Source organism: Salinisphaera orenii subsp. orenii MK-B5, assembly GCF_003788635.1.
Classification (GTDB): domain Bacteria; phylum Pseudomonadota; class Gammaproteobacteria; order Nevskiales; family Salinisphaeraceae; genus Salinisphaera; species Salinisphaera orenii.
The window spans coordinates 116254-139554 of record NZ_AYKH01000002.1 but is presented as its reverse complement, the minus strand read 5'-3'; the positions used below and the strand labels follow the sequence as shown (position 1 = coordinate 139554).

Annotated in this window: 23 protein-coding genes; 4 read left to right on the top strand and 19 right to left on the bottom strand. The window is 69.1% G+C overall.

Going from position 1 to position 23301, the window contains the following annotated elements:
- The 10 genes from SAOR_RS02430 to SAOR_RS02385 form a co-directional block, all read right to left on the bottom strand.
- A partial coding sequence (locus tag SAOR_RS02430; RefSeq protein ID WP_148077366.1) for a glutamate synthase-related protein occupies nt 1–1027 on the bottom strand: 1027 nt, incomplete at its 3' end.
- Nucleotides 1028–1046: 19 nt separating this feature from the next.
- Nucleotides 1047–1730 (bottom strand): GltB/FmdC/FwdC-like GXGXG domain-containing protein, encoded by a 684-nt coding sequence (locus SAOR_RS02425; protein WP_123630069.1) that lies wholly within the window; start codon nt 1728–1730, stop codon nt 1047–1049.
- Nucleotides 1727–2656 carry a class II glutamine amidotransferase gene (locus tag SAOR_RS02420; RefSeq protein WP_123630068.1) on the bottom strand — a complete coding sequence of 310 codons (930 nt, stop codon included), beginning with the start codon at nt 2654–2656 and terminating at the stop codon, nt 1727–1729. Before SAOR_RS02420 ends, SAOR_RS02425 begins: the two co-directional genes overlap by 4 nt.
- Before the next feature lie 48 nt (nt 2657–2704).
- Nucleotides 2705–4054, bottom strand: coding sequence for a type III glutamate--ammonia ligase (gene glnT, locus SAOR_RS02415; protein WP_123630067.1), 1350 nt, complete (start codon nt 4052–4054; stop codon nt 2705–2707).
- Between the two features lie 19 nt (nt 4055–4073).
- Entirely contained in the window at nt 4074–4547 is a 474-nt protein-coding gene (locus SAOR_RS02410; RefSeq protein ID WP_123630066.1) for a hypothetical protein, read from the bottom strand.
- Entirely contained in the window at nt 4544–7441 is a 2898-nt protein-coding gene (locus SAOR_RS02405) for a 2Fe-2S iron-sulfur cluster-binding protein (protein WP_123630065.1), read from the bottom strand. The genes SAOR_RS02410 and SAOR_RS02405 overlap by 4 nt, the downstream gene beginning before the upstream one ends.
- Nucleotides 7422–7694 carry a sarcosine oxidase subunit delta gene (locus SAOR_RS02400; RefSeq protein WP_123630064.1) on the bottom strand — a complete coding sequence of 91 codons (273 nt, stop codon included), beginning with the start codon at nt 7692–7694 and terminating at the stop codon, nt 7422–7424. The genes SAOR_RS02405 and SAOR_RS02400 overlap by 20 nt, the downstream gene beginning before the upstream one ends.
- A gap of 277 nt (nt 7695–7971) precedes the next feature.
- The gene (locus SAOR_RS02395) at nt 7972–9213 is read right to left on the bottom strand and encodes an FAD-dependent oxidoreductase (RefSeq protein WP_123630063.1); all 1242 of its coding nucleotides are present in this window, start codon (nt 9211–9213) and stop codon (nt 7972–7974) included.
- A 449-nt stretch (nt 9214–9662) separates the two neighbouring features.
- Nucleotides 9663–9872, bottom strand: coding sequence for a hypothetical protein (locus SAOR_RS02390; protein WP_123630062.1), 210 nt, complete (start codon nt 9870–9872; stop codon nt 9663–9665).
- A gap of 54 nt (nt 9873–9926) precedes the next feature.
- Nucleotides 9927–11219 (bottom strand): ammonium transporter, encoded by a 1293-nt coding sequence (locus tag SAOR_RS02385; protein WP_123630061.1) that lies wholly within the window; start codon nt 11217–11219, stop codon nt 9927–9929.
- Nucleotides 11220–11654: 435 nt separating this feature from the next.
- On the opposite strand from SAOR_RS02385, the gene SAOR_RS02380 reads away from it, so the two are divergent.
- Nucleotides 11655–11966, top strand: a complete 312-nt coding sequence (locus SAOR_RS02380) for a metal-sensing transcriptional repressor (protein WP_123592325.1) — start codon at nt 11655–11657, stop codon at nt 11964–11966.
- Here SAOR_RS02380 and SAOR_RS02375 read toward each other — a convergent pair.
- From SAOR_RS02375 to SAOR_RS02365, 3 genes are read right to left on the bottom strand one after another with little or no spacing between them, the layout of a single operon-like run.
- A complete protein-coding gene (locus tag SAOR_RS02375; protein ID WP_123630060.1) occupies nt 11963–12409 on the bottom strand; it encodes a YeeE/YedE family protein in 447 nt (148 codons plus the stop codon). The genes SAOR_RS02380 and SAOR_RS02375 overlap by 4 nt on opposite strands.
- Nucleotides 12406–12852, bottom strand: coding sequence for a YeeE/YedE family protein (locus SAOR_RS02370; RefSeq protein ID WP_123592317.1), 447 nt, complete (start codon nt 12850–12852; stop codon nt 12406–12408). The genes SAOR_RS02375 and SAOR_RS02370 overlap by 4 nt, the downstream gene beginning before the upstream one ends.
- Nucleotides 12853–12874: 22 nt before the next feature.
- Nucleotides 12875–14113, bottom strand: coding sequence for an NAD(P)/FAD-dependent oxidoreductase (locus SAOR_RS02365; protein ID WP_123630059.1), 1239 nt, complete (start codon nt 14111–14113; stop codon nt 12875–12877).
- 129 nt (nt 14114–14242) lie between these two features.
- Here SAOR_RS02365 and SAOR_RS02360 point away from each other — a divergent pair, with 129 nt between their 5' ends.
- Nucleotides 14243–15109 (top strand): MBL fold metallo-hydrolase, encoded by an 867-nt coding sequence (locus SAOR_RS02360; protein WP_123630058.1) that lies wholly within the window; start codon nt 14243–14245, stop codon nt 15107–15109.
- Between the two features lie 190 nt (nt 15110–15299).
- Here the strand turns inward: SAOR_RS02360 and dsbG are convergent, their stop codons facing one another.
- The 3 genes from dsbG to dsbD are packed head-to-tail and all read right to left on the bottom strand — an operon-like array spanning nt 15300 to nt 18816.
- Nucleotides 15300–16109, bottom strand: a complete 810-nt coding sequence (gene dsbG, locus SAOR_RS02355) for a thiol:disulfide interchange protein DsbG (RefSeq protein ID WP_123630057.1) — start codon at nt 16107–16109, stop codon at nt 15300–15302.
- 23 nt (nt 16110–16132) lie between these two features.
- Complete coding sequence (locus tag SAOR_RS02350; protein WP_123630056.1) at nt 16133–16954, bottom strand: TlpA disulfide reductase family protein; 822 nt, start codon at nt 16952–16954, stop codon at nt 16133–16135.
- Nucleotides 16954–18816 carry a protein-disulfide reductase DsbD gene (gene dsbD / locus SAOR_RS02345; RefSeq protein WP_123630055.1) on the bottom strand — a complete coding sequence of 621 codons (1863 nt, stop codon included), beginning with the start codon at nt 18814–18816 and terminating at the stop codon, nt 16954–16956. The genes SAOR_RS02350 and dsbD overlap by 1 nt, the downstream gene beginning before the upstream one ends.
- A 160-nt stretch (nt 18817–18976) precedes the next feature.
- On the opposite strand from dsbD, the gene SAOR_RS02340 reads away from it, so the two are divergent.
- Together SAOR_RS02340 and SAOR_RS02335 are read left to right on the top strand one after the other, a co-directional pair.
- Nucleotides 18977–19663 (top strand): response regulator, encoded by a 687-nt coding sequence (locus SAOR_RS02340; protein WP_123630054.1) that lies wholly within the window; start codon nt 18977–18979, stop codon nt 19661–19663.
- Complete coding sequence (locus SAOR_RS02335; RefSeq protein ID WP_123630053.1) at nt 19660–21003, top strand: ATP-binding protein; 1344 nt, start codon at nt 19660–19662, stop codon at nt 21001–21003. The genes SAOR_RS02340 and SAOR_RS02335 overlap by 4 nt, the downstream gene beginning before the upstream one ends.
- Nucleotides 21004–21094: 91 nt before the next feature.
- On the opposite strand, the gene SAOR_RS02330 is transcribed toward SAOR_RS02335, so the two are convergent.
- Genes SAOR_RS02330 through SAOR_RS02320 form a run of 3 tightly spaced genes read right to left on the bottom strand, consistent with a single transcriptional unit; the run spans nt 21095 to nt 23283 of the window.
- Nucleotides 21095–21544: a protein tyrosine phosphatase family protein gene (locus tag SAOR_RS02330; protein ID WP_123630052.1), complete on the bottom strand. Its 450-nt coding sequence runs from the start codon at nt 21542–21544 to the stop codon at nt 21095–21097.
- A 37-nt stretch (nt 21545–21581) separates the two neighbouring features.
- Nucleotides 21582–22631: a c-type cytochrome gene (locus SAOR_RS02325; protein WP_123630051.1), complete on the bottom strand. Its 1050-nt coding sequence runs from the start codon at nt 22629–22631 to the stop codon at nt 21582–21584.
- Nucleotides 22624–23283: a c-type cytochrome gene (locus SAOR_RS02320; RefSeq protein WP_123630050.1), complete on the bottom strand. Its 660-nt coding sequence runs from the start codon at nt 23281–23283 to the stop codon at nt 22624–22626. Before SAOR_RS02320 ends, SAOR_RS02325 begins: the two co-directional genes overlap by 8 nt.
- Nucleotides 23284–23301 lie beyond the last annotated feature (18 nt).

Sequence of the window (23301 nt, the reverse complement as noted above, 5' to 3'; positions counted from 1 at the left end):
CGATCTCGTGATACTGGCTTTCCCAGCGCGGATGGTTGCAGCCGAGCGCGATCATCGCCGCGGTGCCGATCGAGACCGCGTCCGCGCCCAGCGCCATCGCCTTGGCCACGTCCGCGCCGTTGCGGATGCCGCCGGAGACTATGAGCTGGACCTTGCGGTGCATGTCCATTTCCTGGAGCGCCTGCACGGCCTGTGGAATGGCGGCCAGCGTCGGAATGCCGACGTGCTCGATGAAGACTTCCTGGGTCGCGGCGGTGCCGCCCTGCATGCCGTCGAGCACGATCACGTCGGCGCCGGACTTAACCGCGAGCTTGACGTCGTAATAGGTGCGGCTGGCGCCGATCTTGATATAGATCGGCTTTTCCCAGTCGGTGATCTCGCGCAGCTCCTCGATCTTGATGGCGAGATCGTCCGGGCCGGTCCAGTCGGGATGACGACAGGCGCTGCGCTGGTCCACGCCCTTGGGCAGGGTGCGCATCTCGGCGATGCGGTCGCTGATTTTCTGGCCCATGAGCATGCCGCCGCCGCCGGGTTTCGCCCCCTGGCCGAGCACGATCTCGATGGCGTCGGCCATGCGCAGGTGGTCCGGGTTCATGCCGTAGCGTGAGGGCAGATACTGGTATACCAGCGTACGCGACTGGCCGCGCTCCTCGTCGGTCATGCCGCCGTCGCCGGTGGTTGTGCTGGTGCCCGCGGCCGAGGCGCCGCGGCCGAGCGCTTCCTTGGCGTTGGCCGACAGGGCACCGAAGCTCATGCCTGCGATCGTGATCGGGATGTCCAGATGCAGCGGCTTCGATGCGAAACGATCGCCCAGCACCACGTCGGTGGCGCACTTCTCGCGATAGCCCTCGAGCGGGTAGCGCGACATGCTCGCGCCCAGGAACAGCAGGTCGTCGAAATGCGGCAGATGGCGCTTGGCGCCGAAGCCGCGGATGTCGTAGATGCCGGTGGCGGCCGCGCGCTGGATGTTGTGGATCGTGTGACGGTCGAAGGACGCCGATTCCTGCAGGCCCCAGCGCTCGACCATGCCGCGGGTGGTGTCGTGTTCAGTACTCATCGGCGTTGTCCACCTTGAAGTTGTAGAGTTCGCGCGCCGAGCCGTAGCGGCGAAAATCCTCGGCCCGGGCGTCCAGGCCCGCGGCGTCGAGCAGGTCGCGCAGTTCGGCGAGATGTTCGTCTCGCATCTCCTTTTCGACGCAGTCGGCGCCGAGCGATTTCACCGAGCCGCGGACGTACAGACGGGCTTCGTAGATCGAGTCGCCCAGCGCTTCGCCGGCGTCGCCGCAGACCACCAGCCGGCCGGCCTGGCCCATGAATGCGCTGAGATGGCCGACGCTGCCGCCGACGACGATGTCGACGCCCTTCATGGAGATGCCGCAGCGCGCCGAGGCGTCGCCCTCGATCACGAGCAGGCCGCCGTGGGCGGTCGCGCCGGCCGACTGCGAGGCGTTGCCTTTCACCCGCACCTGGCCCGACATCATGTTCTCGGCCACGCCCACGCCGACCATGCCGTTGATGGTCACCCGGGCCTTCTGGTTCATGCCCGCGCAGTAGTAGCCGGCATGGCCGTCGATCTCGACCTCGAGCGTCTGGTCCAGCCCGCAGGCCAGGGCGTGCCGGCCTTCCGGATCGGTGATCCGCCACTGCGCCTCGGCCAGTTCGGCGGTCTGGTCGTGCAACTGCCGGTTGGCCTCGCGCACCGAGGTCTCGCTCAGACTGATCGTTCTCATGTGCCGGTCTCCTGCATCGAGGTGCGCGTGCTGTGCTCCCAGACATAGACCCGGCCGGGCTCCGGCTCCCAGACGCGGGCGTGGGCGATGCCCGGCAGTTTGGCGAGCGCGCGGTATTCCGAGGCCATGGCGACGAAGGCGTCGGTCTCGGCGAGCACGGCGGGCTTGCAGGCGATGGGGTCGCGCAGCACCGCGAAGCCGTCGCGGGTGCCGATGGTGAAGGTGAAGAAGCCGTCGAGGTCGTCGATCGCCGCTTCCAGCGCCTCGGTGAGCGTTTCGCCGCGGCTCATGCGTTCGCTGAGATAGGCGGCGGCGACTTCGGAGTCGTTGTTGGTCTGGAAACGGATGCCGGCGCGCTCGAGCGTCAGCCGCAGCCGGTTGTGGTTCGACAGCGAGCCGTTGTGCACCAGGCACAGATCCTCGCCGGTCGTGAACGGGTGGCTGCCCTCCATGCTCACGCCGGACTCGGTGGCCATGCGGGTATGGCCGATGATGTGCGAGCCCTGCATCTGCGCGAGCGAGAAGCGGTCGGCGACCAGTTTGGGATGGCCGACGCCCTTGAGGATCTCGATACTGCGGCCGACGCTCATCAGCCGCGTGTCCGGCGCGTTATCGGCCAGCCAGCCGCGCACGGCGGCTTCCGCTGCGCGCGTCTTGAGCACGACGGCGCTGGCGTTGCGAAACCAGTCGACGGTCGCGTCGAGATCGCGCGTCAGACCGGCGACGAGCGCGTCCCAGTCCAGGGCCGGATCGGCGTTCTGGAGCGTGAACTTGAGCATGCCGTCGTCGACCTCGTCGCCGTAGACGGCAAAGCCGGCGCTGTCCGGGCCGCGGTCGGCCATCGATACCAGCATGGGTTCGAACAACGCGCCCAGACGCGGTTCCAGCGCCGGGTCCTTGAGATAGAGTCCTACGATGCCGCACATGAGCTGTTCTCCCTGTGTTGTGCCGACGGTTGGGCGTCCGCGTGACGATCAGAAGAATTCGGCATAGCGTTCCACCTCCCAGTCGGAGACATGCCGGCTGTAGTCGATCCACTCGTCGGTCTTGATCTTGATGAATTCGTTGACGATCTGCGGGCCCAGCGTGTCGGCGAACAGCGGGTCGGCGGCGAGCGCGTCCACGGCCTGACCCAGGTTCTGCGGCAGGATCTCGATGCCGCGCCGCCGGCACTCCTCGGGCCCGAGGTCGTAACAGTTGATGTTCTGGGCCTCGCCGGGATCGATCTGGTTGTCCACACCGTCGAGGCCGGCCGCGATCATGGCCGCGGTCACCAGGTACGGGTTGCAGCCCGAATCCGGCAGCCGCAGTTCGAGGCGCCCGTAGGGCACCCGCACCATGGCCGAGCGGTTGTTGTCGCCGTAGGTGACGTAGACCGGCGCCCAGGTCGAGCCCGAGTTCGAGCCGCCGACGACCAGCCGCTTGTAGGAATTCACCGTGGGGGCGGCGAAGGCGCACAGCGCGTTGGCGTGTTTCAGCATGCCGCCGAGGAAGTGATAGGCGGTCTGTGACAGGCCCATGCCCTGGGGGTCGCTGTCGTCGCCGACGACGTTGTCGCCGTCCGCGTCGGTGATCGACATGTGGAAATGCATGCCGTTGCCGGTGCGGCTGGAGGCGGGCTTGGGCATGAACGAACACATCATGCCGAGCTGGGCGGCGATTTCGCCGGCCCCCATGCGAAAGAGCACGAAGCGATCCGCGGAGGTCAGGGCGTCGCTGTAGGTGTAGTTGATCTCGAACTGGCCGTTCGCGTCCTCGTGGTCGATCTGATAGATGTCGTAGCCGATCGACTGGAAGCTCTCGACCAGTCGCTCCAGGAATTCCCGCGAGCGCGACAGCCCCTTGTAGTCGTAGCAGGGCTTGGTGAGGGTGTCGCTGGCGTCGGCGAGCGTCAGCGGGGCGCGGCCGTCGCCGTTGCTGTTGTCACGCGCGAACAGAGAGAACTCCGGCTCGACGCCCGTGTGCAGGGTCCAGCCGCGTTCGGCCAGGCGCGCGATCTGCTGCTGGAGCACGTGGCGCGAGTCGTAGGGGTAGGGCGCATCGTTGACGTGGCCCACGCAGGCGATGCGGGCATAGCCCGGCTGCCAGGGTACGGGCGTGAGCGTGTCCAGATCGCCGCGCGCCATGAAGTCGGGCCCGTGCGGCTCCATGCCCAGACCCCAGACGGCGAAACCCGCAAAGCCCGCGCCGTCCTCGATCACGTTCTCCAGGCAGTGGGCGGGCACCGATTTGGTCTTGGCGACCCCGTGAATGTCCACGAACTGCGCCAGGATGTAGCGGATGTCGTATTCGTCGATCAGCGATTGCGCTTCGGTGAGTGTCATCGTCGGTCTCCCTCGAGGATCAAGCGTTTTGGGCGTCGGCGGTCGGCACGGCGCCGTGAAGTGCGTCGTGCAGATAGCGTTCGTAGGAGGCGTCGCAGCCGACGAGCACGCCGTTCCGCGTGTGCGCCCCGGCCCGCAGCCAGACATCGATGTCGGCCACGCGCGTCATCAGCCAGCCGGCTTCGGGCAGTCGGCGCAGGTCGTGGCCGCAGTACTGCGCGAGCAGCGCGCGGCTGTGTTCTGCCGAGATCCGGAACACGGCGTCACTGCGGGTGAAACACCACGGCGGCGCGCTCGCGACCGGCAGGGGGATGTCGCGGCCGGCGACCAGATAGTGCTCGTGGCCGAGACAGGCGACGAAGCCGTGGTCGTGGGCGGCGGCGCACAGGTCGTCGGGCCGCGGCAGGCCGGCTTCGGCGAGCGCGGCACCGGCGCCCGGGCCGACGAGCTGGCGCAGTGCCAGGTCGGTGACGGTCGTGATCTCGAAGCTCATGAGCGGCTCTCCGGTTGGGCCCGTTTGCCGCGGCGCGCGACGAACGGCGTGGCCGCGCGGGTCGCGCGGACCTGCACGCCGTCGTCGACGCGCAGGGTCAGTGCGCGTTCGCTGTCGGCGAGGGCGGTGTCGACCATGGCGAAACCGATGGCGTAGCCGAGCGTCGGGCTGTGCGCGATGCTGGTCACCCGCCCGGCGATCTCGCCGTCCTCGATCACCAGATGGGATTCGCGTGGCAGCGGGGTATCGGCGTCCGCGGGCAGGGTGAAGGCGACCAGCCGCCGCTGCGTCCGTTCGGCGAGCAGGGCCAGCGCGCCGCGGCCGATGAAGGCGGGCTTGTCGAAGTGCACGGCGCCGGCCATCGCGGCCTCGAAGGGATCGGTCAGGCCGTCGGTGTCCTGACCGACGATGATGTGGCCCATCTCCAGGCGCAGCACGCGCTGGGCCTCGACGCCGAAGGCGCGCACCCCGAGGGCGGCGCCGTCGTCCATCAGCCGGGCCCAGATGAGCCGGGTGGCGGCGACGTCGGCGTGCACCTCGAAGCCGATCCGGTCGACGAAGGCGGCCCGCAGCACCCGCGCCGGCTGGCCGCAGACATGGCCCGTGCGGATGCCGCCCTTGAACGCCTTGCGATCGAGATCGACGTCGGTGAGCGGGGCGAGCAGCTCGCGCGAGCGCGGCCCGGCGATGGTGATCGAGCCGAGCTCGCTCGTGCGGTCCACGACCCAGGCGTCGAAACCGCCGAGGGCGGCCTCGCGGGTCAGTTCACGCCGGGTGGCCGCGGCATGGCCACTGGAGGCGGTGACGAAGAAATGCTCGGGGCCGAGACGCGCGATCAGGCCGTCGTCGGCCACCACGCCGGATTCGTCGACCATCAGCGCATAGCGCCCGGCGCCAACGCTCAGATCGGCCGCCCGGACCGTATAGGCGGCCTCGAGCAGGCGGGCGGCGTCCGGCCCGACCACCTCGATCTTGCCGAGCGTGGAGACGTCGATCAGGCCGACCGCCTCGCGCACCGCGCGCACCTCGGCCGCGATCGCCTCGGCGCGGTCGCCGGCGGCGCCGTACCACGCCGGGCGCAGCCACGCGCCGGCGTCCATGAAGCGCGCCCCGAGTTCGGCGTGCGCATCGTGCAGCGGGCTGCGCCGGGTCGGGCGCAGGCGCCGGCCGGCCAGGTCCTCCAGACGCACCGGGTGAAACATCGGCCGTGCGGTGGTCGTGCCGGTGGCGTCGATCCCCTGATCGCGGATGCGCGCCAGGATACGAATGGCGTTCTGGTTGGCGTGCTTGCCCTGGCTCGGGCCCATGCCGACCGTGGAGAAGCGCTTGAGCAGTTCGATGTTGTCGAAGCCCTCGCGCGCGGCCTGTTCGAGGTCCTTGAGCTGGACGTCCTCGTCGAGATCGACGAAGTTGCGGCCCCGGTCGTGGGCCACGATCGGCCAGGCCGCGCCGTGCGACACGCGATCGCGGTGATCGGCCACTGCCGGAACCGGCTCGCCGGCGAGAGCCGCGCGCAGGCGGGCGGCCGCGTCGCGGGCGTCCTCGTACTGGCAGTCGAGATCGAACACGCCGTTGAGCCGGCCGGCGGGCACGACCGTGTCGGGCCAGGTCTCGGGCACCGGCATGGCGAGCGTGTCGTCATAGCGCAGACGGCCGCCGGCCTGATAGAGCAGCTGCCCGGCCGGCGCCCAGCCGACGCTCATGAAGACGCCGTCGCAGGGCACCCGATGCGCCCGTGCGAGATCGCAGTGGCCGTCGGCGTCGACCGGCGCCAGGGTCGCGGCCTCGACCGCGCTCTCGCCGTGGGCCGCGTGGATGGCATGGTCGCGATGCACTGGAATGCCGGCGGCCAGCAGCCGCGCGGCGGGGATCTGCGACTCGGGCGTGCCCATATCCGCGATTGCCGCGATCTCGACGCCGGCGGCGTGCAGATCGAGCGCGGCGGCATAACCTTCGCCGTTGGCCACCACCATGATCGCCCGGCGACAGGCCGCGACGCCGAAGCGGTGCAGCAGGCGCTGGGCGCCCGAGGCGAGCATCACGCCGGGGCGGTCGTTGTTGTGGAACACCGCCGGCTGTTCGATCACGCCGGTGGCCAGCAGCACGCCGCGTGCGCGCACCTTGATAATGCCGTCGGGCGTGGCGATCGGCACCAGATGATCGGCATAGTGGCCGAGCGCGACCGCCCGGGTGTGCAGCGTGATCGCGGGATGGGCGTGAACGGACGCGATCAGCGCATCCCGATGCGCGAGGGCCGTTTCATCTCCGGCGTGGGCGTAGTCGAAGCTCGCGCCCGGGTGTGGGTTCTCGTCGACGAGAACGACGCTACAGCCGTTGTCGGCGAGATCGAGTGCGGCGGTAAGCCCGGTCGGGCCGGCGCCCACCACGAGCGCGTCGCAGTGCGCATGGCGCTTGGCGCGGCGGTCCGGCGTCCAGTCTAGGTCGACCTGGCCGAGGCCGGCGCGCTTGCGGATCGCGCGCTCCCAGTAGGGGAACAGCGCCTTGGGGCGATGAAACGCCTTGTAATAGAAGCCGACCGGCATGAAGCGCCCGAGTCGGTCGAGATGGCGATCGCGATCGTTGTCGAGGCCGCCGCGCACGTTGACGGGGCGCACGTCCATGCCCTCGACCAGCGGCGTGACGTCGCCGCGGATGTGGGTGTCCTGCGGCGTGCAGAACAGCGCGTTGACGTCGTGGTTGGCCAGCGAAAAGGCGCCGCGCGGGCGGTGATACTTGAAGCTGCGTCCGAGCAGCGATACCCCGTTGGCCAGCAGCGCCGAGGTGATGGTGTCGCCCGGGTGCCCTTCGTAGCTGCGGCCCTCGAAGGTGAAGCGCAGCGTACGCCCGCGGTCGATCCACTCGCGCGGGCCGGCTTCAGCGCGTCGGTACGGCATGGGCCACCTCCGTGATCGGGACCGAGCGCAGCACGGTGTCCGTGCGGGTGTCGCGTTCGAGCACGAACCAGCGTCCGCTGGGGTCGTGATGCCACCACTCGCGCAGTACGCCGGGCGCGCCCGCGCGGTTGAAGACATAGTCGGCGAGCGCGGCAGTGTCGGCGCCGGCCTGCGGCGGCCGGCGCACTTCGCCGCCGTAGGTGAATTCGTCGATCGGGCGCGGGCCGATCTCGGGGCAGTCGATGCGTTTCATGGTGGTCCTAGGGCCTTTTGATGTTTCGTACACGTCCGCGCCAAGCGCTGTTGTGCGGCAAGACGAGGCGTAGTGCGCGCCGTGCAGTGACGCTGCACAAGCGCGCTAGAACACTGGATTGCCGCACAACAGCGCTTGTCCCTTCGGGTTGGGCCGCAAATCGCACGCTGCGGCGCTGCGAGCCCGGGTCGTGGCACGTCCCGAGCCGGCGGCTCGCGCCTTGCCGGGCACGATTTGCGGTCTCCAACGCGGCGCGTGTATGAAACATCAACAGGCCCTAGTGCCCGACCGAGGCCGCGCCCTTTTCACCGACGAGCTGAAAGTCGGCGAAGCGGCCCAGGCGGAAGGGTTCGATGAGTTCGTGGTTGCGTTTCGCGGCGACGGTCGCGGCCATGGTCTGGCCGCTGATCGGCGTGGCCTTGAAGCCCCAGGTGCCCCAGCCGGAATCGAGATAGAAACCGTCGACCGGCGTGGTGCCCATGATCGGCGCGAAGTCCGGCGTCATGTCGGCCATGCCGGCCCATTGACGCAGCAGCCGCAGCCGGCCGGCGAACGGGAACATGTCGACGATGTGATCGGCGAGGCCCTCGACGAACTCGAAGGTGGAGCGGGTGGAATGCAGCACCGCCGGGTCCACCGCGGAGCCCATGACGAGTTCGCCGCGCGACGACTGGCTGACGTACACATGCAGGCTGCCGGAGACGATGATCGTGTCCAGGAACGGCTTGACCGGTTCGGTCACGCAGGCCTGCAGCGGATAGATCTCGATCGGCGTGGGCAGGTCGAGCATGTCGGTGATGCGCGGCGTGTAGCCGGCGACCATCGACACCACCGCGTCACAGCTGATGTCGCCGCGGCTCGTGGCCACGCCGGTCACGCGGCCGCCCGCGGTGTGGATATCGGTGACCGCGGTCTGCTGGTGGATCTCCACGCCGCGCTGCGCGGCGGCGCGGGCATAACCCCAGGCCACCGCGTCGTGGCGCACCACCGAGCCCGGCGCGTGATAGAGCGCGCCGTGCACGGCCGGGCCGCCGCCGCAATCCAGATCCATCGTCGGTACGGCCCGGGCGATGGCGTCGCGGTCGACGACCTCGCTGTCGACGCCGTGGTGCTTGTTGACCTCGGCGCGCCAGCGCATGGTCCGCATGGCGTCGTCCGAATGGGCGAGCGTGAAGTGGCCGCGGGTCGAGTAGAACAGGTTGATGTCGAGATCGCCCGACAGGTTCTCCCAGAGCTTCACGCTGGCGTCGTAGAACTTCACGCCTTCCGATGTCAGATAGTTCGAGCGCACGATGGTGGTGTTGCGCCCGGTGTTGCCGCCGCCCAGATAGCCCTGCTCGAGAACCGCGACCCGTGTGATGCCGTGTTCTTTGGCGAGGTAGTACGCACAGGCCAGACCGTGCCCGCCGCCGCCGATGATCACCACGTCGTAGTGCGACGCCAGCGGCTTTTCTTCGGGAAAGAAGCGCGGTTCGTTCTCGGGGCTGGTCAGGCCGAGTTTGAACAGTTTCCAGGACATGGGTCAGCGCCGTTCGATCGGGCCGCTAGCGGACTGACGTGCGGCGGCCCGATGGTTCGTTACGGACGGTGGGCGATGCCGTAGCCCGGCCGTGACGGCAGAAGCGCGAAGGCGTGGCATTGAATGTTTCCTGATAAGAAAAATTGTTTCATTAGAATAATGCAAATGGCTTGCCAGTGTCTCGCCGCTTTTGGGGCATTGGCTTAGAAATTCGCTGGTTTTTCTTAAGTTATTGATTATCATTATTTATTTTTCGGTTCTCGGCTCCGAGGTCAATCGGGTCGATACCGCGGCAGTGCATGGGGCGTGGTTTTGCATGGTTGTTGTGCAATTCGGTGCGGCGTGATGGATCGCGTTGCACGTTCGTTGCACAACACGTCCGGGCATCGGACGAAAAAAACCCCGGCTGCCGTTCGGCAGCCGGGGCGGTTACGGGCCCCTTTGCGGGGCTAGATGTTGACGCCCTTGAAGGCGCCGCCGTGCATCAGGTCCGGGCTGAGTTCACGAAAGGTGTGATTCTCGTGCTGGATCATCCGGGCCGCGACGCCGATGACGATCGCGACCGCCAGTGCCAGGAAGAGCCAGACGCCCAGGGAGCCGGGGCCGAAGGTGAAAACGGCCTGTGCACCTTCCCAGGTCGTGATTGGACTCGTGGTCATAGCGATACTCCTATTACTACGTGGGTGTGAATGCCGCACCGATACCGGTGCCGATCAGTGGCTTTCCGTGGCCCGGCTCGGTGTGGCGGGATTGGTTTCGGGGTAGGCCTTGGTCGGGATTTCGACCGCATCGAGGCCCGCCTCCTCGACTTCCGGCGGTACGCGCAGGATGCCGACCGAGCGCAGCAGCAGCGACAGCAGGTAGCCCGGAATGAAGCCGGTGGCGGCCATGACGACGGCGCCGATGATCTGTCCCCACAAGGTGATCGGCGGCAGGTCGCCCATGTTCGGGTAGCCGTGCAGGAAGATGCCGGCTGCGACCATGCTCCAGACGCCGGCGAAACCGTGCACCGCGACGGCGCCGACCGCGTCGTCCAGGCCCATCTTCTCGATGAACTTGCCGGCGACCGGGATCATGCAGCCGCCGAGGAACGCGATGACGAAGGCGAGCGGCGGATAGTAGAGGTCGAGGCCCGCAGCCGCGGAAATGATGCCCGCGAGACCACCCGACATCATCCAGAACGGTTCACGGCTGACCGCATAGGCGCCGATCACGCCGCCGGCGAAACCCATCAACGTGTTGAAGCCGAACGCCGACAGGTTGGTCGGGTTGCCGTAGATGGTGGTCCAGTCGCCGTAGATGATGCAGCCGCCGAGGAAGCCGAAGAAACCGACGATGATCAGCATCAGGCCCACCAGCGTCATCGGCAGGTTATGCGGCGGGATGTCGTTGATCTCGCCGTTCTTGCCGAATTTGCCGATGCGGGCGCCGAGATTGATCAGCACGCCCAGGGCGAAGAAGCCGGCCACGGTATGCACACAGCCTGCAGCGGCGACGTCGTGGAAACCGAGTTCAGTCAGCATCCAGCCGTCCGGGTGCCAGCCCCAGGCCGCGGCGAGAATCCAGACCACCGCGCCGAGAAAGACGGCCATGATCACGAATGCGCTCATGCGCACGCGCTCGATCAGCGAGCCGGACAGGATCGATGCAGTGGTCGCACCGAACAGCGTGAACGCGGCCCAGAAGATGCCGGTCGCCCGGTCCTCGATGTTCGGGCCCATGCTCGAACTCCACGGCAGCGCCGCGGACGCGCCGTCGGCGATCGTGAAACCGCCGGGAAAGGCGCTATAGATCCACCAACCGACGAAGAAGAAGACCGGGATGATGAATGCCAGCGCGAGAATGTTCTTCACGCCGGCGGCCAGGGCGTTCTTCGCCCGCGACGCACCCATCTCATAGGAAAGAAATCCTGCGTGGATCACGACCATCAGGGCCGTACACCACCAGTAGAATATCTCCATGTTCATGGAGCTCAGCTGATCAAGCTGCGTCTGCAGTTCTTCCATTGCCTAGCGCCTCCCTTGGCGATTCTCGAATCGATCGATTGCCTGCAAGCGTTTCCTGAAGAGAAACATAGTTTCTTTTATAGAAATTCTTGAGCAATTTCCGCGCCAGAACATGGCCGGCGCGGCAAAAGCGTCGGAGAAACAGGGCTTTGATGATTCGCGACGAATGGATGTGCGATTGCGGCGCCGCGTGGCCGCCTGCGGAGCGCACCATCGGCGTGCGGGGTTTGGTCCAGAACGATGCGAGCCCGGTTGCTGGGCGAGCGCGCCGCCGTTTTCAGGGGTGGCGCGGGTCGGACGGGGCGAGCTACCCGGCCGCCGGCGTGGCGTTCAGGAGCTCGCGACGGCAACGACGCCGATCGTCGAGCGATGCGCCTGCCGGCCGGCGATGGCTGCTAGACTCTCGACTTCAGAAATGCGAGCGGCGCAGTGAACATGTCGGACTCGGCCGGGACATCCGATGCGATCGATCCGGAGGCGGATTGGGAGACCAGCAAGAGCGCGCTGATCCGGCGCCTGCGCCGGGTCGAGGGCCAAGTGCGCGGGCTGCAGGCGATGATCGAGCGCGACGCCGAATGCGAAGAGGTGGCCGTGCAGATGTCGGCGGCCCGCAAGGCACTGGATCGCACCTTCTACAACATGCTCTCCAGCGTGATCGAGCGTGAACTGTCCTGCCGGCATCTCGACGACGCCGACGCGCGTGAGCGCCTGAAGTACGCGACCGAACTGCTCGCCCGCTACGGCTAGCGCTGATACATGCGCCGCCGGCGCAGGCGTGAGGGCAGCCCGGCGAGTCGCGGCAAAAGCCCGCCGGCGATCATCGCGGCGAGGAACATCACCGCCTCGCGCGGGTTGAAGGTGAGTGCTGCGAGCGCCGGGCCGGGACAGTAGCCGGCCAGGCCCCAGCCCAGGCCGAACAGCGCCGCGCCGCCGAGCAGGCGCCGGTCGATCATGCCGCGCGCAGGCAGATGAAATGTGTCGCCGATCCACGGTCGTGACCTGCGCCGCAGCCAGGCGAAGCCGGGCATGAACACCGCCAGCGCACCGCCCATTACCAGCGCCAGGCTCGGATCCCATCCGCCGAGGATGTCGAGAAACGCCAGCACCTTGTTCGGGTCGGCCATGTGCGACAGCGCCAGACCGAAACCGAACAGCACACCGGCGGCCAGCGCGATGGCATGCGTCTTCACGGCCCGATGCCCAGACCGTGGCGCAGCACGACGGCGGCGATCACGCCGGTGGCCATGAAGACCGCGGTCGCAGCCAGCGAGCGGGGCGACAGGCGGCCGATACCGCAGACGCCGTGACCGCTGGTGCAGCCGGAACCCAGGCGCGTGCCGAGCCCGACGAGCAGCCCGGCCACGACGACCATCAGGGTCGGAAAGCCTTGCCGTGCCGGCAGGTCGGCCGGCCAGAGCGTGACGTAAAGCCCGGCGCCGGCCACCAGCCCCAGCAGGAACGATAGCCGCCAGCCGCCGCCTTCGCCGGCAACCAATCCGTGCACCATGCCCGAAATGCCGGCGATACGGCCGATGCCCGCGAGCAGCAACAGTGCCGCCAGGCCGATCAGCAGACCGCCGGCCAGCGCGGTGGCCGGCGTGAAATCGACGATGGCGGCAAACGGTGCGGGCATGGCGTGCTCCGGCGGCGGGGCGCTAGGCGGTCAGGTCGGGCCGCGGCTTGGGCTCGGGCCAGTGCCAGTCGCGCCCATTGAGCATGACGTGCCAGTACATCCAGGGAAAGCCCCGGCTCTTGAGCGGCCAGTGGATGCGTCGGGCGACTCGCGGGTCCAGCGGAAAGCTCGACACCACCTCGCCGCCGTAGCGGAATTCCGCCAGCAGGACCTTGCCGTGGGCCACGGTCAGCGGGCAGGCACCGTAGCCGTCGTACTCGCGACGCTGGGCGCGCTCGCCGAGCGCGGTGCGCAGCTCGCCCACCAGGACCGGGAACTGGCGTCGTACCGCGGCCATGGTCTTGGCGTTGGGCGTGTCGGTGCAGTCACCGAGGGCGTAGACGTTGTCGTAGCGCGTGTGCGTGAGCCGGTTCTTGTCCACGCTCACCCAGCCGCCGTCGCCGGCCAGCGGGCTGTTCTTGATCACGTCCGGCGCCGACTGGGGCGGCACCACGTGGAGCATGTCGAAGTCGCGTGTCACCCGGCCGTCGTCGGTCTCGAACACGGCCTGTTGGGCCGGGCCGTCGACCGCGACCAGATCGTGCTTGAAGTGGGGCGTCGCGCCGTAGCCGGCGATGATGTCGTCCAGCGCCCGGGCATAGGCGGGCACGCCGAACATGGCGCCGCCCTGGTTGTAGAAAGCCACGTTCGCCTGCACGCCGCGCCTGCGCAGGGTATCGGCCGTCAGATACAGCGCTTTCTGCGGCGCGCCGGCGCACTTGATCGGCATGGCCGGCTGCGTGAACAGCGCGTTGGCGCCGTTGCCGAGCCCGCGCGCGAGCTCGTGGGTATAGGGCGCGAGATCGTAGCGGTAGTTGGAGGTCACGCCGTTGGCGCCCAGCGTTTCCGGCAGGCCGTCGATGGCGTCCCAGTCGATCTGCAGGCCGAGCGCGACGACCAGGAAGTCGTAGCTCACGCCGGCGCCCGAGGCCAGATCCACGCGATTGTCGTCCGGCGCGAAGCCGGCGACGGCGTCCTTGATCCAGGTCGCCTTGTCGGGCATGACGTCGGCTTCGCGCCGGTGGGTGTCCTCGGCGCGCATGTCGCCGCCGCCGACCAGTGTCCAGCCGGGCTGGTAATAGTGGTCGTCGCTGGGCTCGATCACCGCGACATCCAGCTGCGGCGATTCGCGCAGCAGCGACGCGGCCACCGACAGACCGGCGGTGCCGCCGCCGGCGATCACGATGCGGTGATGCGAAGAGGTGGGGCGTGGATCGGTCATGGGAGGGCTCCTGCTTGCGGCTTATACCCCATAGGGTATAGATTAAGCTATCAGTTATTTGCAAATAGCTCAAAGTTCGAATGGCCCGGTGCGCCGGGCCGACGTTTCACAGCCGCAGGAAGACAGATCATGCAGGGCGGATCCCCCGAAGTCGTCGGCTTCTTCGACCACAAGACCTTCAGTGTCCAGTACGTGTGCATCGACACCGCCACCGATCGCTGCGCGATCATCGACCCGGTACTCGATTACGACGAAAAGTCCGCAAGCACCGGCACGGCCTCCGCCGACGCCATCCTCGAGCTGGTCCGTGTTCGCGGCCTGAGCGTCGACTGGATCCTGGACACCCACCCGCACGCGGATCATCTGTCCGCCGCGATCTATCTGCAGGAACAGCTCGATGCCCCGCGGGGTATCGGCGAACACGTGATCGACGTGCAGAAGCTCTGGAAGGACATCTACAACTTCGGCGACGACTTCGCCACGGACGGCCAGCAGTGGGACCGTCTGTTCGCCGACGGCGACACCTTCAAGGTCGGTGATCTCGACGTGCGGGTGATGCATTCGCCCGGGCACACGCTGGCCTCGATCACCTATGTCATCGGCGACGCCGCGTTCGTGCACGACACCCTGTTCCAGCCGGACTTCGGCACCGCGCGGGCGGATTTCCCCGGCGGCGACGCGGCTACGCTGTATCGCTCCATCCAGCGCATTCTCGAACTGCCGGACGCCACCCGCGTGTTCACCGGCCACGACTACATGCCGGACGGGCGCGAACCGCGCTGGGAGTCCACGGTCGGCGAACAGCGTGCCCGCAACCCGCACCTGCAGGACATGGACGAAGCGGGGTATGTCGCCCTGCGCAACAAGCGCGACGCCGAACTGCCGCTGCCCGCGCTCATGCTCGCCGCGCTGCAGATCAACACCCGCGGCGGGCGCCTGCCCACGCCGGAAGACAACGGCACGTCGTACCTCAAGATTCCGATGAACCGCTTCTAGGCGGCAGCCGGCGCGGGCCGCGCTCGTTGTGGAGTGCGTCGATCGTCGGCACGTCAGCGCGCTGTCGTGGCTGTGCCGCGGGCCGGTCTCGGCGTTTGCTGGCATACGGCACGGATACGACACGTCAGCGATCGCATGCTGCAGTCGTTACGTGGCCGAGCCATGACGCGGGTGCGAGAGAGCGTGCTGCTCACGGCTTCGGCCCGAGGATCTGTTCGATCTCATCGCCCCGCGGCATGCCCTGCTTGACGGCGATCTCGCCATTGGCGTCGCGGTAGAGAATGGTCGGGGTGGCAAAGTAGCCGAGCGCGCTCATCAGATCGTTGTTGGCGGTGATCTTGTCGCGCGCGCTCTCGGGAATGTCGTCGGCGGCGGTGATGCCGCCGTCGGCGTAGTTGCGTTCGTGGCGCTCGAGCGCGGTGCTCGGATCGTCGGCGGCGACGATGGTGGCGGCCTTGGGCACGCTGTCGGCCTTCAGGATGCCGACCATGACGTGGCGTATCTGCACATCGCCGGCTTCGACCCAGGGCCGCGCGGTCTGCCAGAACTGGTTGCAGTACGGGCAGTTGGGATCGGTGAGTTCGTAGACGATGCGCTCGGCGTCTTCGTCGCCGTCGCGTACCCACGTGCTGTCGGCGAGCTGGTCCCAGGCGTCGTCGTTCTTCGGTCCCGACACGATGCGCTCGAGCGGCTCGGCGGTGAGGTCCGTGCCGTCGCTGTCGACCAGCGTGCCCAGCAGCGCGTGCTCGCCGTCGGGGGTGAGATAGATCGCCATGGGCCGCCCCTGGAACGTGGCGGCGTAGCCGGTCAGCCCGCCCGGCGCCTCGAAGCGGTCGACGATCTCCAGGCCGCGGTCGGCGAGCGCGGCGACCGGCGCGGGGCGATCCGCGTCGCGGTCGTTGTCAGCGTCGGAGGGGCCGGCCCAGGCCAGGAGCACATAGGCGCCCGCCACCACGGCGGCGAGCGGTACGGCGAGCAGCATGCGGGTGAGACGGGTCATGATTTCTCCTTTGGCGCTCGGTGTCACGGGCGTTCGAAGCGTTCCAGCGCGGCCGCGAGCGAGGCGCGCGAGAGCTGGCCGAGATGGCTGTCGACCAGCCGGCCGTCGCCGTCATAGAACAGCGTGGTGGGCAGCGCGGCGGAACCGGCCTGTTTGGCCAGGCGCCCGCCGGCGTCGCGCAGGACGTGGTCGATATGCAGGTCCTGGCTGTCCAGAAAACGCTGGATAGTGGGCGCCGCCTCGGCCTGGTTGGCGAACACGAACAGCACGTCGTCGCGCTCGTTCTGGGCGGCCTCGAGTACGGGCATCTCCGCGCGGCAGGGCGGGCACCAGGTCGCCCAGAGATTGACCACCATCGGCCGGCCCTCGGCTTCGGCCTGCAGCGTGGCGAGATCGGTGGCGCGGCCGTCCAGCGTCTGCAGTTGCGCCTCGGGCAGGCTTGCCGCCTGCTGCTCGATCAGGGTGAGCGCGCCGCCGGTCAGCCCCCAGGCGAGGCCGCCGGCGATCAGCGCGGCGGCCAGCGGCGCGCGCAGCGCCGGGCGGCGCCAGACCACGAAGCTGGCGTAGGCGGCCATGCCCAGCAGCCCGCCGATCGCATCGAAACCGCCGTCACGAATGTCGAGAATGCCCAGTGGCACCGGCCGGTATTCGCCGAAGTAGCGGATCACGAACACCAGCCGGGCCGCCACCGCGCCGGCCAGCGCCAGGTTGAACAGCGTGTCGGTGATGGGCACGTCGCGCCGGCGCGCGGCGATCTTGCCGGCCACCAGCGCCGTGGCCAGCGCGAACAGCATCAGGGCATGGGCGACCGAGATCGCCAGCGGGCCGAGGTTGAAGGACAGCATCAGGAATTCTCCGCGTCGCCGCGTGCGCGTTCGAGGTGGTCGAGAAAGGCCTCGGCGTCGAGCTCGCCGACGATGCGCGCGCTGCGGGCTTCTTCGCCGTCCGGGCCGATCAGCAGCAGGGTGGGCGGACCGACGACGCCGTAATGCCCCATCAGTGCGCGGTCGGCGTCGTCGTTGTCGGTCACGTCCGGGCGCAGCAGCTGCACGTCGGCCAGTGCCGCCTGCACGCGGGCGTCGCCGAAGACTTCGGATTCGATCACCTTGCAGGAGATACACCAGTCGGCATAGAAATCCACCAGCGTCCAGCGGCCGTTCGCGCCGGCCTCGGCCACCTGCGCATCGAGGGCGTCGAGATCGGCCACGGGCTCGAAACGGGTCATGAAGTCGTGTGTCTGCGCGCCGGCTTCGCCGCCCGCGCCGGTCGTGTTCGCGGGCGCGCCGGCAAAGGCCAGCGGCCGCATCGGATCGCTGGCGCCACCGGCGGCGCCAATCACCAGCAGCGCGGCCCAGAGGCCGATCAGCAGGCCGGCCACGCGCGCGATCATCGCTGACGGCAGCGTCGCTTGGGCGGCGCGCAGCGCGACCTGATAGAGCGTGGTGCCGATGGCGAGCAGCCACGCGCCCCACAGTCCGAGCATCCAGGGGTCGGGCGTCACGCGGGCGACGAACCACAGCGCCATGCCCAGCAGGACGAAGCCGAACACCGCCTTCACGCCGTTCATCCACGGCCCCGGGCGTGGCAGGAATCGAGCCCCGAGGCTACCGGCGAGCACCAGCGGCGCGCCCATGCCCAGGCCGAGCGCGAACAGCGCGCTGCCGCCAATGAGCACGTTGCCGGATTCGGCGATGAACAGCAGCGCGCCAGCCAGCGGCGCAGTCATGCACGGGCCGACTAAAAGCGCCGACAGCCCGCCCATGACCGCCGCGCCGCCGAGGCTGCCGCCGCGCTGGGCGCTGCTGGCGCGATCGAGCCGGTCACGCAGCGCCGCCGGCAGCTGCAGTTCGTAGACGCCGAACATCGCCAGCGCGAGTGCCACGAACACGAGCGCGAACGCACCCAGCACCCAGGGCGTCTGCAGCGCGGCCTGCAGATTGGCACCGGCCAGCGCCGCGGCCACGCCGAGCAGGGCATAGGTCACGGCCATGGGCAGCACATAGGCCAGCGACAGCGTCAGTCCGCGCCGGCCGCGCGCGCCGCTGCCCACGATCAGGCTGGTGAGGATCGGCACCATGGGCAACACGCAGGGCGTGAACACCAGCAGCAGCCCGAGCCCGAAGAACACCAGCAGCACCCAGGCCGTGTTGCTGTCGGACAGCTGCGCGGCCAGCGACTGATCCTCGCCGAGCGCGACGGCGTCGCCGGCGCCAGCGGGCGTGGTTGGGGCCCGGCCCTCGTCGTCGGAGCCCACGGGGGCGGCCTCGCCGCCGCCCAGGTCGTAGTCGGCCAGATTCAGCGTCGTGTGCTGGGGCGGGTAGCACAGGCCCGCCTCGGCGCAGCCCTGCCAGGTCAGTTCGAGGCGGCGCGCTTCGCCCGGGTCGACGACGATCGACACGTCGTCGTGATAGACCTCGGATTCGCCGAAGAACTCGTCGCTGATCGGCTCGCCGGCGGGGATGTCGACGTCGGCCACGGGCGCCGGATCGCCCTGGACATCGAACTGATGGCGGTAGAGATAATAGTCCGGTGCGACGCGCCAGGTGACGGTGAGGCGGCCGTCGTCGGCGCCCTCGGCCTCGACGGAGAACGCCTGGTCCGCGCTGAGAAAATCCTCGTCCGCGCTCTGGGCGGCGGCGGGCAGGGCGAACGCGCCGGCCCAGACCGCCAGCACGGCAGCGGCTGCGATGACGACTCGAGGATGCATTGAACCCATCGGGCAAGGGCCTTGCCGTAAAACCGATGGGCCGAGACTCGAGCCGGCCGATTAAGTCAGCATGAAGTGCTCGGCCGGCAGGCGGCGCGAGACTTCATCGCCGCTTAATCGCGCCGGGCATACTGGGCCGATTGGTTGGCGCGAACGCATCATGCACGTACTGCTCATCGAAGACGACACGCTGGTCGGCTCGGGCATTCGCAGCGGACTCGAGGTGGCCGGCTTCACCGTGGACTGGGCCACGAACGCCGAACAGGCCCGGCTGTTGCTGGCCGCCGTGGACAGCGATGTCGTGGTCCTCGACCTGGGCCTGCCCGATACCGACGGTCTGGCGCTGCTGCGCGAATGGCGGCGCCAGGACAATCCGGTGCCGGTGCTCGTGCTCACCGCCCGCGACGCTGTGGCCGATCGCGTGACCGGGCTGCAGGCCGGTGCCGACGACTATCTGCTCAAGCCTTTCGATCTCGACGAGCTGACCGCCCGCCTGCAGGCGCTGCTGCGGCGTGCGGCCGGGCGCGCGACCTCGCTGATCGAGCACGGGCCGGTGTGTTTCGATCCCGCCGGCCGCCAGGTCTGGCGCGACGGCCGCGAGGTCGAGCTCACGCGGCGCGAGTTCGCGCTGCTGGCCAAACTGCTGTACGCGCGTCGTGCGATTCTGAGCCTGGAACAGCTCAAGGACGCGCTCTACGGCCTCGACACGGACGTCGAGAGCAACGCGGTGAACGTGCATATCTACAACCTCCGGCGCAAGCTCGGCCCCGGGCTCATCCGCACCGTGCGCGGGCTGGGTTACCGGCTGGGCGAGCCGGCCGATATCGATCGCGGCGGGCCGGCATGAGTCTGCGCGCGCGCCTGTTGCTCACCCTCGGGCTGTCGTTCGCACTGCTGTGGCTGCTGGCCGCGGCCTGGCTCTACAGCGATCTGCGTCAGCAGATGCGCGATACGCTCGACCAGCGTCTGGCGGCGTCGGCGCGCATGGTGGCGGGGCTGGTCGCGCAACTGCCGGAGAATGCCTGGGACCAGGCGGGCAGCCCGGTGCTGTCGATTCCCGCGAGTACCGGCGTCGCCTGCCAGATCAGCTCGCCGCGCGGCCAGGTGCTGTTGCGGACCCACGGCGAATTCGAGGGCGGTCTCGAAGCCCCGGCGCCCGGCTTTGCCGATCGCGTCATCGACGGTGAATCCTGGCGGCTGTTCACCTATGTGCAGAACGGGCTGCACATCACCACCGCCGACCGGCTGTCCGAACGTGTGACCCTGCAGCGCAACGTGATCGTCGTCGCGGTCGTGCCGTTCGTGGTCGCGCTGCTGGGCAGTCTCGTCGTGCTCTGGTTCGGTATCCGGCGCGGACTGGCGCCGCTGGACCGACTGCGCAGCGAACTCTCTCAGCGCGCGCCCGACACGCTCACCCCGATCGAGATCGCGCGGGCGCCCAGCGAGCTGCGCCCGGCGATCGATACGCTCAACCGGCTGCTCGTGCGTACCGGCGAAGCGCTCGCACGCGAACAGCGCTTCACCAGCGATGCCGCCCACGAACTGCGCACGCCCCTGACCGCGATCAAGACGCATGTCCAGCTCGCGTCCCGGCTGGGCCCGGCCCGCGGCGCGGCCGCGATCGCCGACGCCGAGGCTGGTATCGCCCGGCTGCAGCGCACGCTCGAGCAACTGCTGCTGCTGGCCCGGGTGGAATCCGGCGATGCCGTGTTCGCCGATGCCGAACCCGCCTCGGGTCAGGGGATCGCGGCGGCGGCGCTGGCCGATCTGTCCGCGGCCGACCGCGTGCAGGTCGACGACCGCGCGCCCGGAGCCGTGATCGCCGCGCCGCCGGCGCTGGCGAGTGCGGCGTTGCGCAACCTGCTGGAGAACGCCCTGCGGCATGCGCCGGCCGGCGAGCCGGTGACCCTCGATATCGACACGGCTGGCGCGCAGGTCGTGTTCACCGTGCGCGATCGCGGCGACTGGCCGGCGGATCGCAGCACCGACGCCCTCACCCGGCGTTTCTGGCGCGGCGCGGTCGGGGGCGGTCAGGGCGCGGCCAGCGGCGCGGGCAGTGGCCTGGGCCTGACGATCGTCGCCGCCATCGCCGCGCGTTTCGACGGCGAGCTGGCCTTCGAGCCGCGCGCCGCGAGCGGACTTGTCGCGATGCTCTCGCTGCCGGGCGCCGGCGCGACGCAAAGCTGAGCTCTCGGCGCCTCGCGCCTGCGGCCGTACGCCGGGCGGCGTTTCAGTCGGGCGTCATCACCATGGGCGCCTGCGCCACGTATCGCCCGATTCAGCCGAGCTTGGCGCGGGTGGCCTCCAGCAGCGGCGATTTCGGATTCAGGCCGGCGGCGCGGCCGATCTCCATGGCTTCGTCGGCGCTGCGGCCCTGGATATGGCGGGCGCGATAGGCCAGCAGCGCGCCGACGCGGTTGCTGCTCGCGCAGTGCACGAGCGCGGGCACGCCGCCCTCGGCCCCCAGCGCTTCGTCGAGCCGGCGTGCGCTGGCGTCGTTGATGTCGTCGGGCCCGGCCACGGGGATGTGCACGTAGGTCATGCCGGCGTCGCGCACGTGCGCGGCTTCGTCGAATGCGTCGAACTCGCCCGCGGGGCGCAGGTTCACGACCGTGTGTACGCCCTCGCGGCGGGCGGCGTCGAGCTGTGCCGCCGTCGGCTGGCCGGCGGCGACGATGTCGCCGTCGAGTTTGCGGGCGTTGGCGAGATCCGATGTGTAGTCGGCCATGTCGGTTTCCTGTTCGAGGTGATGGCTGTGCTGACCCCTACGGTGAGGGCGACGCGGGCGCGGTTCCAGCGGGCGGCGCGTTCGCGCCGAGCCGACGGCCGTCGACGGTCTGGCCGTAGGTCGAGTACTGGCCGTGGAAGCGTTCCGCGGTCTCCTCGACCGATCCGGTGAAGCGTGGATCCTGCGGCCGTTCGTGGCTGTTGATGAACCGTGCGACGTCCCAGGCCTGCTGATCGCTCAGCGTGGTCGCCCCGAGCGGCATGTTGGCCTTGATGAACGCCGCGGCTGTGTTCACGCGGTGCATGCCGGCGCCCCAGTTGTAGGAGCGCAGCCCCCACAGCGGCGGGAAGGCGATTTCGCCGTCGGCCGCGCGCTGGCCCTGGCCGTCGTCGCCGTGGCAGAGCGCGCAGTGGCTTTCGAAGACGTCTTGGCCGCGGGCATAGCTCGGCGACTGTTCGGGTTCGTCGAGCTCGGGATAACCGCGCCCGGGCAGGGATTCGCCCACCGGCGCGCCGCTGGCCAGCCAGTAGCTGTAGGCCTGCAGCGCGAGCAGGACGTCGTGACCGCGCGGCGGCGGCGTGCCGTTCATGCTGTAGCGAAAGCAGCCCTGGATGCGCTCGGCGAAGTCGTTGACGTGCTTGTTCTTGCCGCGAAAGGCCGGGTATTCGCCCCAGGCTGCCCAGAGCGGCGCCGAATCCGCCAGCCGGCCCGCGTCGAGATGACAGTTGGCGCACTGCAGGTCGTTGCCGACGAATTGCCCGGCGTGCTCCTGGGTATTGGTGAACACCTGCTCGCCCTTGCGCACCATGGCGCCGAATTCGTCGTCGGGCAGGGCGTCGCGCGGCGGCGGCGTGAAGGGCTGCGAACCGTCGTCGGCGGTCGGTCCGGCGCTGGTGGTCGAGGCCGGCTCATCGGGCGCGCTGCCCGCCGGCCGTTCGTCGCTTGTGCCGGGGGCGTCGCTTGCCTGCGCCGTCGCTCGGGGCTCGGGAGACGGTCGGCCGCGTTCCTGAGTGGCGATCCAGACGAGAACGCCGGCGAGCAGGAAGAACGACACGGCGACGGTCAGAAGCGGAATACGGCTACTCATGATCGTCTGCCTCGTCGGTGGTCGGTGACTGGGCGGCGAAGTAGCGTGCGACCGGGGCTAGATCGGCTTCCTCGAGCTTGGCGGCGACGCCCGCCATCAGTCCCATGGGCCCGCCCGGGCGCTTGCCGTTGCGCCAGGCGCGCAGCTGATTCTCGATATAGGTCGCGGACTGTCCGGCGAGCGGCGGAAAACGTTCGCCCACGCCCACGCCGGCCGGGCCGTGGCACTGCACGCAGGCGGGGAGACCGTCGCTCCAGCGCCCGTGTTCGGCGAGCTCGACGCCGGCGGCGGGTATGTCGTCCGTATCGGTGCTGTCTTGCTCGGGCACGGGCAGCCCGCTGTAGTACTCGGCCACGGCGCGGCGCTGGTCGTCGGACAATGCCTGGGCGATCGGCTTCATTACCGCGTTGTCGCGCGCGCCGCTGGCGAAGGCGTCGAGCTGGTCGGCGAGATAGGGTGCGCCGATGCCGGCCAGGCGCGGAAATCCGGCGGCCGGGTTGCCGCCGCCGTCGGCGCCGTGACAGCTGGTGCAGGGCGCGGCATCGCTGCCGAGGCCCTCGTTGGCGATGGTCTGGCCCGAAGGCTGGGCTGCCGCGGCCGAACCGGTGGCGATCATGGCCGCAGTCAGGAGCCAGTGCGTGAATCCGTGCATGGCGATCTCCCTGTATGG